Annotated in this window: 13 protein-coding genes; 5 read left to right on the forward strand and 8 right to left on the reverse strand. The window is 67.4% G+C overall.

Features of this window, described 5'->3' with window-relative positions:
- From ACSQ12_RS19580 to ACSQ12_RS19605, 6 genes are all read right to left on the reverse strand, one after another.
- Complete coding sequence (locus tag ACSQ12_RS19580) at nt 1–1,524, reverse strand: aldehyde dehydrogenase family protein (protein WP_209742185.1); 1,524 nt, start codon at nt 1,522–1,524, stop codon at nt 1–3.
- Nucleotides 1,521–3,695, reverse strand: coding sequence for a choline BCCT transporter BetT (betT, locus tag ACSQ12_RS19585; RefSeq protein ID WP_436066575.1), 2,175 nt, complete (start codon nt 3,693–3,695; stop codon nt 1,521–1,523). Before betT ends, ACSQ12_RS19580 begins: the two co-directional genes overlap by 4 nt.
- Nucleotides 3,696–3,883: 188 nt before the next feature.
- Nucleotides 3,884–4,960, reverse strand: coding sequence for a sulfate/molybdate ABC transporter ATP-binding protein (locus ACSQ12_RS19590; RefSeq protein WP_436066576.1), 1,077 nt, complete (start codon nt 4,958–4,960; stop codon nt 3,884–3,886).
- Nucleotides 4,957–5,838, reverse strand: coding sequence for an ABC transporter permease (locus tag ACSQ12_RS19595; RefSeq protein ID WP_436066577.1), 882 nt, complete (start codon nt 5,836–5,838; stop codon nt 4,957–4,959). The genes ACSQ12_RS19590 and ACSQ12_RS19595 overlap by 4 nt, the downstream gene beginning before the upstream one ends.
- Nucleotides 5,839–5,840: 2 nt before the next feature.
- Nucleotides 5,841–6,653: a molybdate ABC transporter substrate-binding protein gene (modA, locus tag ACSQ12_RS19600; protein WP_436066578.1), complete on the reverse strand. Its 813-nt coding sequence runs from the start codon at nt 6,651–6,653 to the stop codon at nt 5,841–5,843.
- Nucleotides 6,650–7,060: a TOBE domain-containing protein gene (locus ACSQ12_RS19605; protein WP_209742180.1), complete on the reverse strand. Its 411-nt coding sequence runs from the start codon at nt 7,058–7,060 to the stop codon at nt 6,650–6,652. Before ACSQ12_RS19605 ends, modA begins: the two co-directional genes overlap by 4 nt.
- Before the next feature lie 227 nt (nt 7,061–7,287).
- On the opposite strand from ACSQ12_RS19605, the gene ACSQ12_RS19610 reads away from it, so the two are divergent.
- The 3 genes from ACSQ12_RS19610 to ACSQ12_RS19620 all read left to right on the forward strand — a co-directional run bounded on the left by ACSQ12_RS19610 (nt 7,288) and on the right by ACSQ12_RS19620 (nt 10,404).
- A complete protein-coding gene (locus ACSQ12_RS19610; RefSeq protein ID WP_436066579.1) occupies nt 7,288–8,562 on the forward strand; it encodes an FAD-binding oxidoreductase in 1,275 nt (424 codons plus the stop codon).
- Nucleotides 8,563–8,785: 223 nt separating this feature from the next.
- A complete protein-coding gene (locus ACSQ12_RS19615) occupies nt 8,786–9,655 on the forward strand; it encodes a DUF4031 domain-containing protein (protein ID WP_436066580.1) in 870 nt (289 codons plus the stop codon).
- Nucleotides 9,652–10,404 carry a 2-phosphosulfolactate phosphatase gene (locus ACSQ12_RS19620; protein WP_436066581.1) on the forward strand — a complete coding sequence of 251 codons (753 nt, stop codon included), beginning with the start codon at nt 9,652–9,654 and terminating at the stop codon, nt 10,402–10,404. Before ACSQ12_RS19615 ends, ACSQ12_RS19620 begins: the two co-directional genes overlap by 4 nt.
- A gap of 13 nt (nt 10,405–10,417) precedes the next feature.
- Here the strand turns inward: ACSQ12_RS19620 and ACSQ12_RS19625 are convergent, their stop codons facing one another.
- Nucleotides 10,418–10,819, reverse strand: coding sequence for a YccF domain-containing protein (locus ACSQ12_RS19625; protein ID WP_011693578.1), 402 nt, complete (start codon nt 10,817–10,819; stop codon nt 10,418–10,420).
- Between the two features lie 80 nt (nt 10,820–10,899).
- Nucleotides 10,900–12,294 carry a TrkH family potassium uptake protein gene (locus tag ACSQ12_RS19630; RefSeq protein ID WP_436066582.1) on the reverse strand — a complete coding sequence of 465 codons (1,395 nt, stop codon included), beginning with the start codon at nt 12,292–12,294 and terminating at the stop codon, nt 10,900–10,902.
- Nucleotides 12,295–12,533: 239 nt separating this feature from the next.
- On the opposite strand from ACSQ12_RS19630, the gene ACSQ12_RS19635 reads away from it, so the two are divergent.
- Both ACSQ12_RS19635 and ACSQ12_RS19640 read left to right on the forward strand, forming a co-directional pair.
- Complete coding sequence (locus ACSQ12_RS19635; RefSeq protein WP_436066583.1) at nt 12,534–13,550, forward strand: magnesium and cobalt transport protein CorA; 1,017 nt, start codon at nt 12,534–12,536, stop codon at nt 13,548–13,550.
- The gene (locus ACSQ12_RS19640) at nt 13,541–14,677 is read left to right on the forward strand and encodes a serine hydrolase domain-containing protein (protein ID WP_436066584.1); all 1,137 of its coding nucleotides are present in this window, start codon (nt 13,541–13,543) and stop codon (nt 14,675–14,677) included. The genes ACSQ12_RS19635 and ACSQ12_RS19640 overlap by 10 nt, the downstream gene beginning before the upstream one ends.
- The last annotated feature ends 7 nt before the right edge of the window (nt 14,678–14,684 follow it).

The following is a 14,684-nucleotide window of genomic DNA, read 5'->3' on the forward strand; positions in this document are numbered from 1 at the left end:
TTAGTTCCCCTCTGCAGTGACTGTGTTCTCGCCTGTGTTCCCGGCTGCTCCGTGGTCCGCGAACCAGCCCGTCACCTGCGGATCGATGTTGTGATAGACGTGCTTGGCTTCCTGGTATTCGGCCAGGCCCGTGGGTCCGAGTTCGCGTCCGACGCCGGACTGGCCGAAGCCGCCCCACTCCGCCTGCGGCAGGTAGGGGTGGAAATCGTTGATCCAGATGGTGCCGTGGCGCAGCTTGCGGGCCACACGCTGGCTCTTGCCGGCGTCCTGGGTCCAGACGGCGCCGGCCAGGCCGTAGTGGGTGTCATTGCCCAGCCGGACGGCTTCTTCTTCGGTGCTGAAGGTTTCCACCGTGACCACCGGACCGAAGGCTTCGTCCTTGAGCACGGACATGCCGCTGGTGACCTGGTCCAGGACGGTGGGCAGGTAGTAGTAGCCCTTCTTGAGCTCGCCATCGCCCCACTTCCCGCCGCAGCGCAGGCGTGCGCCCTCGGCCACGCCCTTGTCCACGTAGGCGGTCACCTTGTCGCGGTGCGCAGCGGAGATCAGCGGCCCCGTCTCGGCGTCGGGATCGAAGGGGCCGCCCAGGCGGATCTGCTCCGCACGGCGGACCAGCTCGTCCACGAACCGTTCGGCAATGGATTCCTCGACAATCAGGCGCGAGCCGGCCGAGCAGACCTGACCGGAGTGCACGAAGGCGGCGTTGAGAGCGTTGTCCAGGGCGGCGTCGAAGTCGGCGTCAGCGAAGATGATGTTGGGGTTCTTGCCGCCCAGCTCCAGCGCCACCTTCTTGACCGTGGCGGCGGCCGAAGCGGCGATGGTCTTGCCGGTTTCGAGCCCGCCCGTGAAGGAGACGAGGTCAACGTCCGGGTTTCCGGAAAGCACGGAACCCACGGTTTTCCCGTCGCCCAGGACAAGGTTGGCGACGCCGGACGGCAGTCCCAGCTCTTCCAGCACCTCCATCATCAGGATGGCGGTGTGGGGCGTCAGTTCGCTCGGCTTGAGCACGAAGCTGCAGCCTGCCGCGAGCGCCGGGGCGATCTTCCAGGCGGCCTGCAGCAGCGGGTAGTTCCAGGGTGCGATCAGCGCGCAGACGCCCACCGGTTCGTATTCGATCCGGCTGACCACGGTGCTGCTGCCCGCATCGACCAGCCGGCCGGAGTCCTGGCCCGCGATCTTGCCGAAGTACTCGAAGCAGTTGGCGATGTCGTCCATGTCGATTTCGCTCTCCACCAGGCGCTTGCCGGTGTCCAGCGTTTCGGCGCGGGCGAACTCGTCCTTGCGCTCCCGCAGCCTCGCGGCGACGCGCAGCAGGAAGGACCCGCGTTCCAGGGCGGGGACGCCGGCCCATTCGCCGCCGTCGAACGCCGCCCGGGCAGCCGCCACGGCGCGGACAGCGTCGTAGGCGTTGGCCTCGGAGACGATGCCGGCCAGTTCGCCGTCGGCCGGGCAGCGGATTTCCCGGGTGCCGCCGTCGGACGCTGCACTCCAGGTGCCGCCGATGAATAGCGTTGCGGTGGTCATTTCGCTGCCTCCTGCGTTTCGAAGTCTGATTCCCAATTGTCTTTGGCCACCTGGTCTTCGACCAGGACGGTGTTGCCCGGCGCTGCACGGTTCAGGTGCAGGAATTCCAGGTGCTGTTCGTAGTGGTCCAGGACATCGGTGATGACCTGTTCCTTTGTGTAGCCCATGAGGTCGTAGCCGTGGCTGCCCTCGAGGGAGAACACTTCCATCCGGTAGTAGTGGTCGTCCGGGTCCGCCCGCCGGGTGGCGTAGGACGGCGTCTCGTACTGCACCGGGTAGATCTGGTACTTGAAGGGCCGCTCGTCGCCCATGGCGAGCTGCAGGTCCGCACTGTCGATCCCGCAGGATTCCACGGTGGACACCGAAAGCGCGGTCTCTGCGCCCTGGGCCTTCAGTTCCTCGCTGACCTCCCGGAGCGCCGGCACGGCCACGGTTTCGACGAACCGCGTGGTCTGCCGGCGGCCGGGATAGCTCATGGCGCGGGTGAGGCGCTGCCGCCAGCTGCGGCCGCCGCGCTGTTCGCCCGCACGGCCCGTGATGATGCCCGGAAGGCTGGCGCGGTAGCTGTCGTTGAGCGAATTCTCCACCCGCAGCGCTTTGTAGAGCCCCAGCATGATGAACACCAGAAGCAGGGATAACGGCAGGCCCATCACAATCGTGGCGTTCTGCAGGGTGGCCACGCCGCCCACCATCAGCATGGCGAGCGTCAGCAGGCCGGTTGCCACCGCCCAGAACACGCGCATCCATTCGGGACCGTCGGCGTCGGCGTCCTTGAGGTGCGAGGTGAAGTTGGCCATCACCAGGGCTCCGGAGTCCGCGGAGGTCACGTAGAACAGCAGTCCCGTGAAGGTGGCGACGGCGGCCGTCACCGGAACGCCGGGGTACTGGGACAGCAGGCTGTAGAAGCCGCGCTCCGGGTGGCTCATGGCGGCTTCGCCGAAGGCCGCGTTGCCGTTCATGATCAGGTCGATGCTGGAGTTCCCGAACACGGAGATCCACAGCAGGATGAAGAGGAACGGGACAGTCATGGTGCCGAGCACGAACTGGCGGATCGTGCGGCCGCGGGAGATGCGCGCCAGGAACAGGCCGACGAACGGCGCCCAGGCGATCCACCAGGCCCAGAAGAACAGGGTCCAGGCATTCAGCCAGTCGGTGGGCCGGTCGTACGCGAAGGTGTCCAGGGTCATGGCCGGGAAGCGGCTCATGACGTCGCCGACGTTCTGCACGATGCCGTCCAGCAGGAAGCTGGTCTTGCCGGTCACCAGCACGAACAGCATCAGGGCCACGGCCAGGATCACGTTGAGTTCGGACAGCCGCCGGATGCCCTTCTCGACGCCGGACACCACCGAGACGGTGGCCATCACCACGGACAGGGCGATCAGGCCGATCTGCACGGCGAGGTTCTCCGGGATGCCGAACATGAAGTTCAGGCCGTAGTTGAGCTGGACCACGCCGATGCCCAGCGAAGTGGCGATGCCGAAGATGGTGCCGAGCAGGGCGGCGATGTCCACGGCATGCCCCAGCGGACCCTCGATCTTCTTGCCGAAGATCGGGTACAGCGCGGAACGGATGCTCAGCGGAAGATTGTGGCGGTACGCGAAGTAGCCAAGCGCCAGCCCCATCAGCGCGTAGAGCGCCCAGCCGGTGATGCCGTAGTGGAACAGGGTCCAGACCAGGGCCTGCCGGGCGGCTTCAGCGGTACCGCCTTCGCCCTGCGGCGGGGCAAGGTACTGGCTGACCGGTTCGGACACGGAGAAGAACATCAGGTCGATCCCGATGCCGGCGGCGAACAGCATGGCGGCCCAGGTGAACATGCCGAACTGGGGCTTGGAATGGTCCGGTCCGAGCTTGGTCTTGCCCACCCGTGACAGCGCGGCCACGAGGACGAAAACCACCACGGCCGTGACGATCAGGAAGTAGTACCAGCCCATGTTGGTGGACACCCAGCCCACCATGGACCCGATGACGGCCTCGGCGTTGTCCTTGGCGAGCATGGCCCAGAGCGCGATGCCCACCACGCCCGCGGCCGAGCCGAAAAAGACGGTCTTGTTGACCCGGGTGGTGCGTTCCGGCGCGGCGTCCTGCGCCGGGGACTGGCTTGGCGGTGAGGGTGCGCCCGCTGCCGGCGCTGCGCCGGGGTGCGCTGAGGAGTTGTGGCTCATTGGTCCCATTTCAGTTTTTGAGGCTGCGGTCCAGACGCCGGGTCTCCCGGCCGCGCTGTGGCGCGCGGAGGCGGGGGCCAGGGGTCGTATTGAGTCTGGCTTGGCTTTCGACGGTATCAACGCGGTGCGGCGGACCCCCAAGTTTTATGAGACTACTCACGCGTTTGGTGCCGTTTGCGGCGGTTTGTGGGAGTTTGCTAGGCCGGGTAGACGGCTACCGCTGCCGCCTTGATGACGAAGTAGACGGTCATTCCCGGCGCCAGTCCCAGGTCCGCGGAGGCAGCAGGCGTGATATCGGCCGACATGCCGCCGGCGCGCACCCGGATCTGGTCCCCGTGCTGCTCCAGGTCGGTGACAGCGACGGCGAACGAGTTCCGCGGACTGCCGTGCGCGTCCGTCAGGAACACGGAAACGGCCGACGGCCGGAAGGCTGCCACGCCGGGCTGACCGGCCAGGGCGGCCGCCCCGGTACCGTCCGGGAGGTATTCCTGGTCCAGGTGCCCGGCCACTTCCCGGCCCTCCGCGGTCCGGATCCCTGTGGCGGTCAGCGTCCCTTGAATGAGGTTGAGCCCGGCCAGTCCGGCGGCGAACCGGCTCCGGGGCCGCTGCAGGACCGGCCGGGTGGGCCCTTCCTCGGCGATTCGGCCCCCTTCGAGCACGATCACCCGGTCGGCCAGCATCAGGGCGTCAAGGACGTCGTGGGTGATGATGATGGCGCGGCGCCCGGCCAGGACCTTCTTCAGCAGCCTGCGGAGCAGCGGGGCGGCGTGGATGTCCAGGGCGGCCATGGGCTCGTCCAGCAGCAGTACTTCGGGGTTGGCCGCGAGCGCCCGTGCGACGGCCACGCGCTGGGCCTGGCCGCCGGAGAGTTCGGCGGGGCGCCGGGCTTCCAGTTCCGCCGCGTCCACATCGGCCAGCCATTTCCGGGCCGATTCCCGCGCCGCTTTCCTTCCCGTCCCCGCGCTGCGGGGCCCAAAGGCCACGTTTTCCAAGGCGCTGAGGTGCGGGAACAGCAGCGGTTCCTGCGCGAGCAGGGCCGTGCCGCGGTGGTGCGGCGCAGTCCAGGCGGTGGCGCCGCCGTCGAGGTCGAACAGCACTTTTCCGTCGATTTCGGCGCGGCCGGTATCCGGCCGCAGCAGCCCGGCGATGACGTTGAGGAGGGTCGATTTCCCGGCCCCGTTGGGGCCGAGCACCGCAACGGTTTCGCCCGGCGCGAGGCTCAGCCCGACGTCGAACCCGCGGGCACGCACGGTTGCCTGCATGTGGAAGCTCACCGGGCACCGTCCAGTTTTCCATCGGCCGGTCGCCCGTCGCCCAGCCGGCTGGCGGTGCTGTCCGCCGGCGAACTGCGTTGGCTCTGCTGCCCCGGGCGCCGGTAAGTCAGTCCCACCACTGTCACGGCGACAGCCACCAGGACGAGGGAAAGCGCGACGGCGGCATCGGCATCCGTTTCCCGCTGCAGGTAGATTTCCAGCGGCAGCGTCCGGGTCACCCCCTGCAGGCTCCCGGCAAAGGTGAGCGTCGCACCGAATTCGCCCAGGCTCCGGGCGAAGGACAACACGGCGCCGGAGGCCAGGCCTGGCAGCACCAGCGGCACGGTGACGCGGCGCAGCACAGTGGTGGGGCGGGCGCCGAGCGTGGCCGCCACTGCCTCGTACCGTCCGCCGGCCGTGCGCAGTGCGCCTTCCAAACTCACCACCAGGAACGGCAGTGCCACGAAGGTCTGCGCGAGCACCACCGCCGTCGTCGAAAACGCAATCTGGATCCCGGCGGCCTCAAGGCTGCGGCCCAGCAGGCCCTGGCGGCCGAAGGTGTACAGGAGCGCGATGCCGCCCACCACCGGCGGCAGCACAAGTGGCAGCAGCACGAAGGCGCGCAGCAGCCGCTGGCCCCGGAAGCTCGAGCGGGCCAGCACCAGGGCAAGCGGCACTCCGAAGACGATGCACAAGACGGTGCTCGCGGCCGAGGTCCGCAGGCTGAGCGCCAGGGCCGTCAGGGAGGATTCGGACGTGACCAGCGGGATGAACTGGGGCCAGTTGACCTTGGCAGCCATCGCGGCCAGCGGCAGGAGAACGAAAAGTCCGCCTGCCGCTGCGATGGCATAGATCCAGCGCGGGAGACCGTGGTAACCGCTCACGTTGGCTCGGTCCATCCTTAGGGAGCCCCGAAGCCCGCGTCGGCGAGGGTCTTCCTGCCGTCGGCGCCGGCCACCATGGCGACGAACGCTGCGGCCAGTTGCTTGTTCCTGCTGGCGCCTATGGTGGCGATGGGATAGGTGTTGACGGCCTTGCCGGCTTCCGCGAACGGGATTCCCTTCGCCTTGGTGCCAGCGGCCTTGACGTCGGTGACGTACACTAGGCCGGCATCGGCCTCACCCGACGTCACTTTGCCCAGGACGTCGGTGACGGATGATTCCTCGCTGACCGGGGCAAGCGTGACGCCGGCAGCCTTTTCAACGGCGTCCGCCGCGGCACCGCACGGGACCTGGCCCGCGCAGACCACCACTTTGACGCCGGGCCTGGCCAGGTCCGCGAAGGAAGCGATCGACGCCGGGTTGGACGGCGGGACCGCGATCTGCAGGACATTAGTGGCGAAGTTCGTCGCTGCGCCGTCAAGGAGTCCCGCGTCGGCGAGCTTGGCCATGTTCGTGGTGTCTGCGGAGGCAAACACGTCAGCGGGCGCACCCTGGCTGATCTGCGTGGCGAGGTCCGAGGAACCGGCGAAGCTGAGTGTCACCTTGGTGCCCGGGTTCTTCTTCTCAAACTCGTCCGCGAGCGTTGTGAAGGTGACTTTGAGCGAAGCTGCCGCAAAAACGGTGATGGTCCCGGAAAGCTGCCCGGCCGTATCCGAGGATGCGCCGGCCGCAGGGCCGGCCGACGTCGACGCTGACGGAGCGCAAGCGGCAAGGCCTGCGGTGAGCGCCGCCGCTGTCAGCAGTGCTGCAACGCGCGGTTTCCTGGTGTTCACACGATGCTCTTTCCCTGCGGCGTTTCAATGATCACGGTGGTGGCCTTGACCACGGCCGTGGCCACGGAACCGAGCTCCAGGCCGAGCTCGCGGACAGCTTCGCTGCTCATCAGGGACACGACGCGGAATGGCCCGCACTGCAGTTCCACCTGGGCCATGACCTTGTCCGCGGTGATTCCCGTGACCAGGCCGACGAACCGGTTGCGCGCCGAACTGCCCACCCGGGCGGGGTCATCCGGCAGCTGTGCCTGCTCGCGGGCCAGTGTCGCCAGCTCGAAACCGTCCACGGCCAGGCGGCCGGATTCGTCCTTCACCGGAGTGAGGCTTCCGTTCTCGGTCCAGCGGCGGACGGTATCGTCGCTGACACCGAGGAACCGGGCTGCTTCCGCAATGCGTATGGTGGGCATTTGTCCAGCTTATTACCTCATATGCGGTTTTGAAAGCATGATTTATCCGCATATCCGGTTCGGTAATGGTTTGCGCGCTCTTCTGTAAGCCTCAGCCGTAGCCCGCCAATCCCGGCCGCAGTACGATTTTTCCTGGGGGCGAAGCCGCCAGCGCCGAGGAGCGTTGCCATGAAATGGATCAAGCCTGACAGTCCGGACTATACGAATCCCGGAAGCTTTTCAACGCAATGATCGACCGGCGCCCGGCCGTCATTGCCCAATGCGGCACCCCCGCCGACGTTGCCCGGGCCCTCCAGCACGCGCGCGACAACGAACTGCCCGTGGCCGTCCGCGCGGGCGGCCACTCGGTGGCCGGGATGTCCATGAACGACGGCGGCCTGGTGGTGGACGTCCGCCCCATGAAATCGGTCAGGGTGGATCCGGAAAGCCGCACGGTCACCGCCGGAGCGGGCCTCACCTGCGGTGAGTTCGACCGCGCAACACAGGAGCACGGCCTGGCCCTGACGGGCGGCCGCGTCTCCACCACCGGGCTCGCCGGCTTCACGCTGGGCGGCGGCTCCGGCTGGCTGGAGCGGGCCTTCGGCTTTGCCTGCGACGACCTCGTCTCGGTGGACCTGGTCACTGCCGGCGGCGACCAGGTGACCGCCAGCGCACGGGAGAACCGTGAACTGTTCTGGGCTTTGCACGGCGGAGGCGGCAACTTCGGCGTGGCCACCTCCTTCACGTTCGGGCTCCACGAACTGGGCCCGAAGGTCCATGCAGGGCTCATGCTCTGGCCGGGGGACGCAGCCACCGACGTCAGCCGCGGCTTCCGGGAACTTGCCCTGGCGGCACCCAACGAGGAATGCGCAACCCTCATCTACCTGACAGCCCCGCCTGAGCCGTTTGTTCCCGCGGAGATGGTGGGGAAGATGGCTATTGCCGTGGTGTACCTCTACGCCGGGGACGCCGGCGAAGGCGCGGAACGGGCCAGGCCGTACCGTGCGCTGGACCCCGCAGTGGATCTGCTGGGAGACACGAATTACGCCGACTTCCAGTGCTCGCTGGACGATCCCCCGGGCATGTACAACTACTGGAGCGCCGACTACCACAATGAACTCTCCGACGACGCCCTGGACGTCATCATCGATTCCGCGCGCAGGCTGCCCGGCCAGCACTCCCAGCAGCTGATTGCGCACTGGGGAGGTGCGGTGGGCGGACCGGCCGCGGCGGCCACTCCGCTGCTAAACCGCAACGCCAGCTGGGTCAGCCACCCGTTCGGCCTGGGTGAAACACCGGAGGAGGGCGAAGAGGCCAGGGCGTGGGTGAAGCATTTCCGTCACGACATCGCCCCCTACGCCACGGGCGGGGTGTGGCTGAACTTCATCGGCGACGAAGGCCAGGCCCGCGTCCGCGCAGCCTTCGGGAACGAAAACTTCGACCGGCTGTCCCGGGTAAAACGCGACTTCGACCCGGACAACGTGTTCCGCGGCAACCAGAACATTCCGCCCGCCCCTGCGTAGGAAGTGTCGATCACAGACGTCAGTGACATCCGACGCCCGGTAGTCAGGTTTTGAAGTAGTGGTCGCGTCGGGGTTTTAGGTGTGGGTCGATGTGCGGATGCGGGCGTTCGTGGCGGCGTCCATCACGGTGGACCGCCGGTCGAAGCGGCACGGCCCGCAGGGGCCGCTTACGCGTCACCGGTTCGAACGGCGCGCAGGAAAACGCGGCACTAGAATTTCCCCCATGGCCATCTACCTGGATCCGCCGCTCTGGCCAGCCCACGGAACCCACTTTTCACACCTGATCTCGGACACCTCCCTCGACGAGCTGCACCGCTTCGCGGAGGCAGCCGGCATTCCGGAGCGGGCGTTCGACGGCGACCATTACGACGTCTCCGAGGCCAGGTACGACTCGCTCGTGGAGGCCGGTGCCATCCCCGTAGAGGCAAGGATCCTGGTCCGCAAGCTGATTGCCTCCGGGCTCCGCATCCCTGCCCGCCAGCGCGGCAAGGCCCTCAAGGTGCCGTTGCTGAACCGCTGGAACGCCGTGCTGCCCGGCCACGACGCCCTGTTCCTGGACCTGCTGGACCGGTGGGGCGAGGAACACCGGAAGTACCACGGCCGCACCCACCTGCTGTCCGTCCTGGAGGCCCTGGACGTGCTCACCGAGCCGGCCGACCCGCCACGCACCGTGGTTCTCGCCGCCTGGTTCCACGACGCCGTCTACCGCGGGATCGCCGGACAGGACGAGGAGGAATCGGCGCGGCTGGCCGAGGACAGGCTCCTGCACGCCGGACTGTCCGAGGATGAGGCGTACGAGGTGGGGCGGCTGGTCCGGCTCACCGCCGACCACCGTCCGGAACCGGGGGACGACGACGGCGCCCTCCTCTGCGACGCGGACCTGTCGGTTCTCGGCGGCGAACCCAAGGCCTACGGCCGCTACCTCAGCGCCGTCCGGGAAGACTTCGCGCACATCGGCGACGCCGACTTCGCGGCGGGACGCGCCGCCGTCGTGCGTCACCTGCTGGACCTGGACCCGCTCTTCAACACGGCCCGCGGCCGTGAGCTCTGGCTTGACCCCGCCCGGCGAAACCTGGCGGGCGAGCTCGCGTGAGCGAGGTCCAGGCCGCGCACCGGCAACTGCCGTTTACCGTCCGCTTTGAATGGGGTCCCGATGGCGCCATGGCCGTGGCGCCAGGAGCCGAACTGGCCGTGGTGGTGGATGTCCTGTGTTTCACCACGTGCGTGAGCGTCGCCGTGGACCGCGGCGCCGAGGTGTTCCCCTACCGCTGGAAGGACGGCACCGCCGCTGATTTCGCCGCGGCGCAGGACGCGGTCCTCGCCGGCCGGCGCGGCGGGAGCGGGGTGAGCCTCTCCCCTGCCAGCCTGCGCTCCGCGCCGGCCCTGGACAGGGTGGTGCTTCCCTCGCCCAACGGCTCCGCGCTGGCCCACTCCCTGGCGGGAACAGTACCGCGGGTGGCCGCGGTATGCCTCCGCAACGCCCGCGCGACCGCCGAGTGGGCGGCCCGGAACCTTCCGCCCGCAGCGGTGATCGCCGTCATCGCGGCCGGGGAAAAATGGCCCGACGGCGGGCTCCGGCCCGCGCTGGAGGACCAGTTGGGAGCGGGGGCCTTCCTGGCCGCGCTGCCAGAGCACCGCCGGAGCGGGTTCTCCCCGGAGGCGCAGTGGGCGATGGACGCGTTCATGGCTGCGGAGCCACGGCTTGGTGGCACGCTGCTGGAGTCCTCCAGCGGACGGGAGCTCGTTTTCGGCGGCTACCAGGAGGACGTGGAAATCGCTGCTGAACTCAACGGAAGCGCCGCCGTCGCATTTCTCGACGGCGGCGCGTTCCGCCGGGCTTAGCGGTAGCTGGTGTTTAGCGGTAGCTGGTGACGAACGGCCTGTCGGAGGGAACAATCTGCTTGCCGAGCGGCATCAGCGAAACCGGGATGAGCTTCAGGTTGGCGATGGCCAGCGGGATCCCGATGATGGTGATGGCCATGGCAAACGCGGTCACCACGTGGCCGATCGCGATCCAGATGCCTGCGACCACCAGCCAGATCACGTTGCCCAGCAGTGAGAACACGCCGTTGCCGCCCGGCTTGTCCACCACCATGCGGCCGAAGGGCCACAGCGTGTAGGACGCAATCCGGAAGGACGCGATGCCCCAGGGGATGGTCACGATGAGCAGGCAGCAGATGATCCCCGCGAAGAAGTACCCGAGCGCCAGCCAGAGCCCGCCGCAGACCAGCCAAATGATGTTGAGCAATGTCTTCATACAGCCATTGTCCACCGAGGGCGAGTGATCGGAAGTAGGGGACTGCCCTGACCGGGCCCTGAATTCCGGGCCACGCAGCTTCAGCCGATGATCGGCCGCTCTTCGGGCAGGTGGTAGAGCCGCGGATGCGCAGACAGGGCAAGGGCAGAGGCCACAGTGATGGTCCCGATGCGGCCGATGAACATCAGCGCCATCAGGACCCACTCCGCGCTGGCCGGCAGGTGGTAGGTGATGCCGGTACTCACCCCCACTGTGGCGAAGGCGGAAATGGATTCGAAGAGCACCTTTTCGAGGCTGTAGTCGGTGAACATCAGGAGCAGGAGCGTTCCCGCGATGACCGCGGCAACCCCCAGCAAGGCAACGGAAAGCGCCTGGCGCTGTGCCGAGGAACTGATGGACCGGTGGGCGATGGTGACCTGCTCACGGCCCCGCACCTCGTTCCAGATGGCGAATCCCAGGATCAGGAAGGTGGTGATCTTGATACCGCCCGCGGTCCCGGCGCTCCCGCCGCCGATGAACATGAGGATGTTGGTGACCATCAGGGTTTCCGGCGTGGCGGCCCCGTAGTCGATGCTGTTGAAGCCCGCGGTGCGCGGAAACACGCTGCCGGCCAGTGCGCCGAGGAACTTTCCGCCGGTGCTGAGCGACCCCAGGGTTTCGGGCCGGTTCCATTCGAAGGCGGCGAAGAGCACGAAGCCGGCGGCGAGCAGCATGAGGGTGCCGTAGACGGTCAGCCGCACGTGGACCGTCCACTCCTTGAACCGGAACCCGTCCCCCATCAGGGCGATGATGACCGGGAAACCCAGGCCGCCGGCCACCACTGCCGCGCAGATGGGGATGATGATCCACGGGTCTTCAGCGAGCCCGACGAGGTTGTCGCTGTAGAGCGAAAAGCCTGCGTTGTTGAAAGCGGATACTGCGTGGAAGATGCCGTGCCACAGTGCCGTGGCCGGGTTGGCGTCATACCCGAACCAGAACCGGAGCGTCAGGACCGCCGCCGTGCTGCCCTCGATGGTTGCCATGATTTTGGCGACCCGCACCAGCACGGACCGGACGTCGCCGAAGTTCAAGGTGTGGGTTTCGGACTGCGCCACGAGCTGCCCGCGGAGGCCGAGATTCTTGCGGACCAGCAGTGCGAGCAGGGTTGCCAGCGTCATGATGCCGAAGCCGCCCACCTGGATCAGCCCGAGGATGACTGCCTGGCCGAAGGGCGTCCAGAACGTGGCCGTGTCCACAGTGATCAGCCCTGTCACGCAGACGGCGGAAACCGAGGTGAACAGGGCGGGCATCGTTGTGTCGGAGTCGGTGGGGTAATGCGAGGCGGGAAGCAGGAGCAGCCCGGCTCCCAGCATGATGACGGCAAGGAATGCCACCGGCACCGACCTGACCGGGTGCAGGAGCAGGCGCCTGATGCGGCTGTCCCCGGGCCGGATGTCCGTGCCCGCTTTTGCCGACCCTCTCAGCGGTACCGCCATTGGAAAATCCTCTCATCGGCGGGCATGCGAAGGGCTTCAGGCGCCGTGCCTCTATAACGTGCCTGTTGTTCGACGCATCACGGAGCGTAGCACCGTGCGATTCCGGCTTAACCCGGTCTTTACGAAATCCTTACGCTGCCCCGTCACGGCGTCACGGCGGCCCGGGCGCATACTGTTGGCAGCGTCCCGGTGAAGGGCTAACGTCACAGCAAGGGACGGTCCGCACAAGGAGGCGCAGCGTGACCATTGTTGACAATGCCGTCTATGTGAATGGCAGCCGGACCACCGACCCGGAAGGGCTCGAGGAGACCTACTTCCTGCTGCGGCAGCGTGAGGGGATGGCCTGGATCGGGCTGTACCGGCCGGACTCGCAGGAACTGCGTTCCGTGGCAGACGAGTTCGAACTCAGCCACCTGGCGGTGGAGGACGCCCTGACCGGGCACCAGCGGGCCAAACTTGAGCACTACGGCGAAACCCTGTTCCTGGTGCTTCGCCCGGCCCGCTATCTCGACGACGTCGAAAAGGTCGAGTTCGGCGAGATCCACGTGTTTGTGGGCACGGACTTTGTGGTCACCGTCCGCCATGCCGAGTCACCGGACCTTGCCCGCGTCCGCCGCAGGATGGAATCGCAGCCCGAGTTCCTGACGCTGGGGCCGGACGCCGTGCTGTACGCCATCCTGGACCAGGTGGTGGATGAATACGAGCCGGTGGCCGCCGGGCTGGAAAACGACATCGACGAAATCGAGGATGACCTCTTCGGCGGCGACCCCGACGTGTCACGCCGGATATACGAACTTTCCCGCCAGGTCATTATGTTCCAGCGCGGCACCAGTCCCCTGGCGGGGATCCTGCAGGCCCTGCTCACTGGAACACCGGAACATCGGCCCGGCCCCGAACTGCAGGACCACCTGCGCGACGTCCTGGACCACGTCCTGCGCCTTGGCGAGAGGACTGCCTCCTTCAGGGCCCTGCTGCAGAACGCGCTCACGGTCAACGCGGCGCTGGTGGCGCAAAGGCAGAACGATGAGATGCGGCGCCTCACGGAATCCAGCTTCGCGCAGAGCGAGCAGGTCAAACGGATCTCCTCGTGGGCTGCCATCCTCTTCGCCCCAACCCTGGTGGGCACCATTTACGGGATGAATTTCCGCACCATGCCCGAGCTGGACTGGGTCTTTGGCTACCCCATGGCGCTGGGCCTGATGGCGGTCATGGGCGTGATCCTCTACGCGGCCTTCCGGCACAACAAATGGATCTGACCGCGCTCCGGGCGGCCCTGGCTGATGTAGCAGGGAGGGCCCGCGTGCCGGGAATGTCCTTGGCGGTCGTATCGCGGGACCGCGTGCTGTATTCGGGCGGGACAGGGTATGCGGATGTGTCGGCACTGACGCCGGCAACTGCGGACACGGCCTATCCGTGGTTTTCGATGACGAAACCGGTGACAGCCACTGCCGCCCACCGGCTGTCCGATCAGGGTCGCCTGGACCTGCACGCACCAGTCCATGAGTACCTGCCCTGGCTGCGCGCTCCCGGCCCGGCCCAGCCCACCGTATGGCAGCTGCTCAGCCATTCGGCGGGGTTGGGCAATCCGCTGCCCGTGAGGTGGATTCACCCGGCGGACACGCCGGGGCCGGACCAGGAACGGATGCTGCGGCAACTGATGGCCCGGCGCAGGCCGTTCCGCTACCGGGTGGGAGGCACCGGACACTACTCCAACGTCGGCTACCTTGTGGCGGCGCAGATCATCAGCCAGGTCTCCGGCGAGCCGTTCACAAGCTATGTCCAACGCGAGATCCTCATCCCGCTGGGGATGGATTCAACCGGTTTCTCGTATCCGCCAGGGCGTCAGGCGGCCACGGGTTATGTCCGGCTCCCCCGCCCGCTCGCACCGGCGCTGGCACAGATTCTCCCGCCCGGAACGCTGGGGCCACGGCACGGCGACTATTCTTCGCTGAACCCTTTCCTGGTTGACGGCGCAGGCTACGGGGGCCTGGTGGGAACAGTGCTGGACGCGGCCGGGTTTGCGCGGCTGCACCTCAACGACGGCCTGGTCACGGCTTCCGGAACCTCGGCTTTCGGAACCACGGTGTCCGGGGCTGCCGGCGGGGCGGGCGGGAGCCGCATCCTGCAGGAATCCACGGCCCGGGCAATGCGCCAAATCCATGTCCGGGGAAAGGGGTTTGACCACTCCGCAGGCTGGTTCCGGAAACACTCCCACGGGCCCCACGGATCCTATGTGGAGCACTTCGGCACGGGGCTGGGGTTTTGGAACATCATGCGCCTTTACCCGGAACGGGGCAGGGCAGTCGTGCTCATGTCCAACAGTTCCACGAGCTACGACTACGCCACCCTGTTTTCCCTGGTCCTCCGCATGCCATGGACCTGAGCCGGCC

The sequence above is a fragment of the Arthrobacter sp. LjRoot14 genome, from assembly GCF_964253905.1.
GTDB lineage: Bacteria > Actinomycetota > Actinomycetes > Actinomycetales > Micrococcaceae > Arthrobacter.

Bases quoted from the DNA above. Each gene is read 5' to 3' on its own strand.
- ACSQ12_RS19580 (WP_209742185.1), bottom strand. From the start codon at position 1,524: ATGACCACCGCAACGCTATTCATCGGCGGCACCTGGAGTGCAGCGTCC.
- betT (WP_436066575.1), bottom strand. From the start codon at position 3,695: ATGGGACCAATGAGCCACAACTCCTCAGCGCACCCCGGCGCAGCGCCG.
- ACSQ12_RS19595 (WP_436066577.1), bottom strand. From the start codon at position 5,838: ATGGACCGAGCCAACGTGAGCGGTTACCACGGTCTCCCGCGCTGGATC.
- ACSQ12_RS19605 (WP_209742180.1), bottom strand. From the start codon at position 7,060: ATGCCCACCATACGCATTGCGGAAGCAGCCCGGTTCCTCGGTGTCAGC.
- ACSQ12_RS19610 (WP_436066579.1), top strand. From the start codon at position 7,288: ATGATCGACCGGCGCCCGGCCGTCATTGCCCAATGCGGCACCCCCGCC.
- ACSQ12_RS19615 (WP_436066580.1), top strand. From the start codon at position 8,786: ATGGCCATCTACCTGGATCCGCCGCTCTGGCCAGCCCACGGAACCCAC.
- ACSQ12_RS19625 (WP_011693578.1), bottom strand. From the start codon at position 10,819: ATGAAGACATTGCTCAACATCATTTGGCTGGTCTGCGGCGGGCTCTGG.
- ACSQ12_RS19630 (WP_436066582.1), bottom strand. From the start codon at position 12,294: ATGGCGGTACCGCTGAGAGGGTCGGCAAAAGCGGGCACGGACATCCGG.
- ACSQ12_RS19640 (WP_436066584.1), top strand. From the start codon at position 13,541: ATGGATCTGACCGCGCTCCGGGCGGCCCTGGCTGATGTAGCAGGGAGG.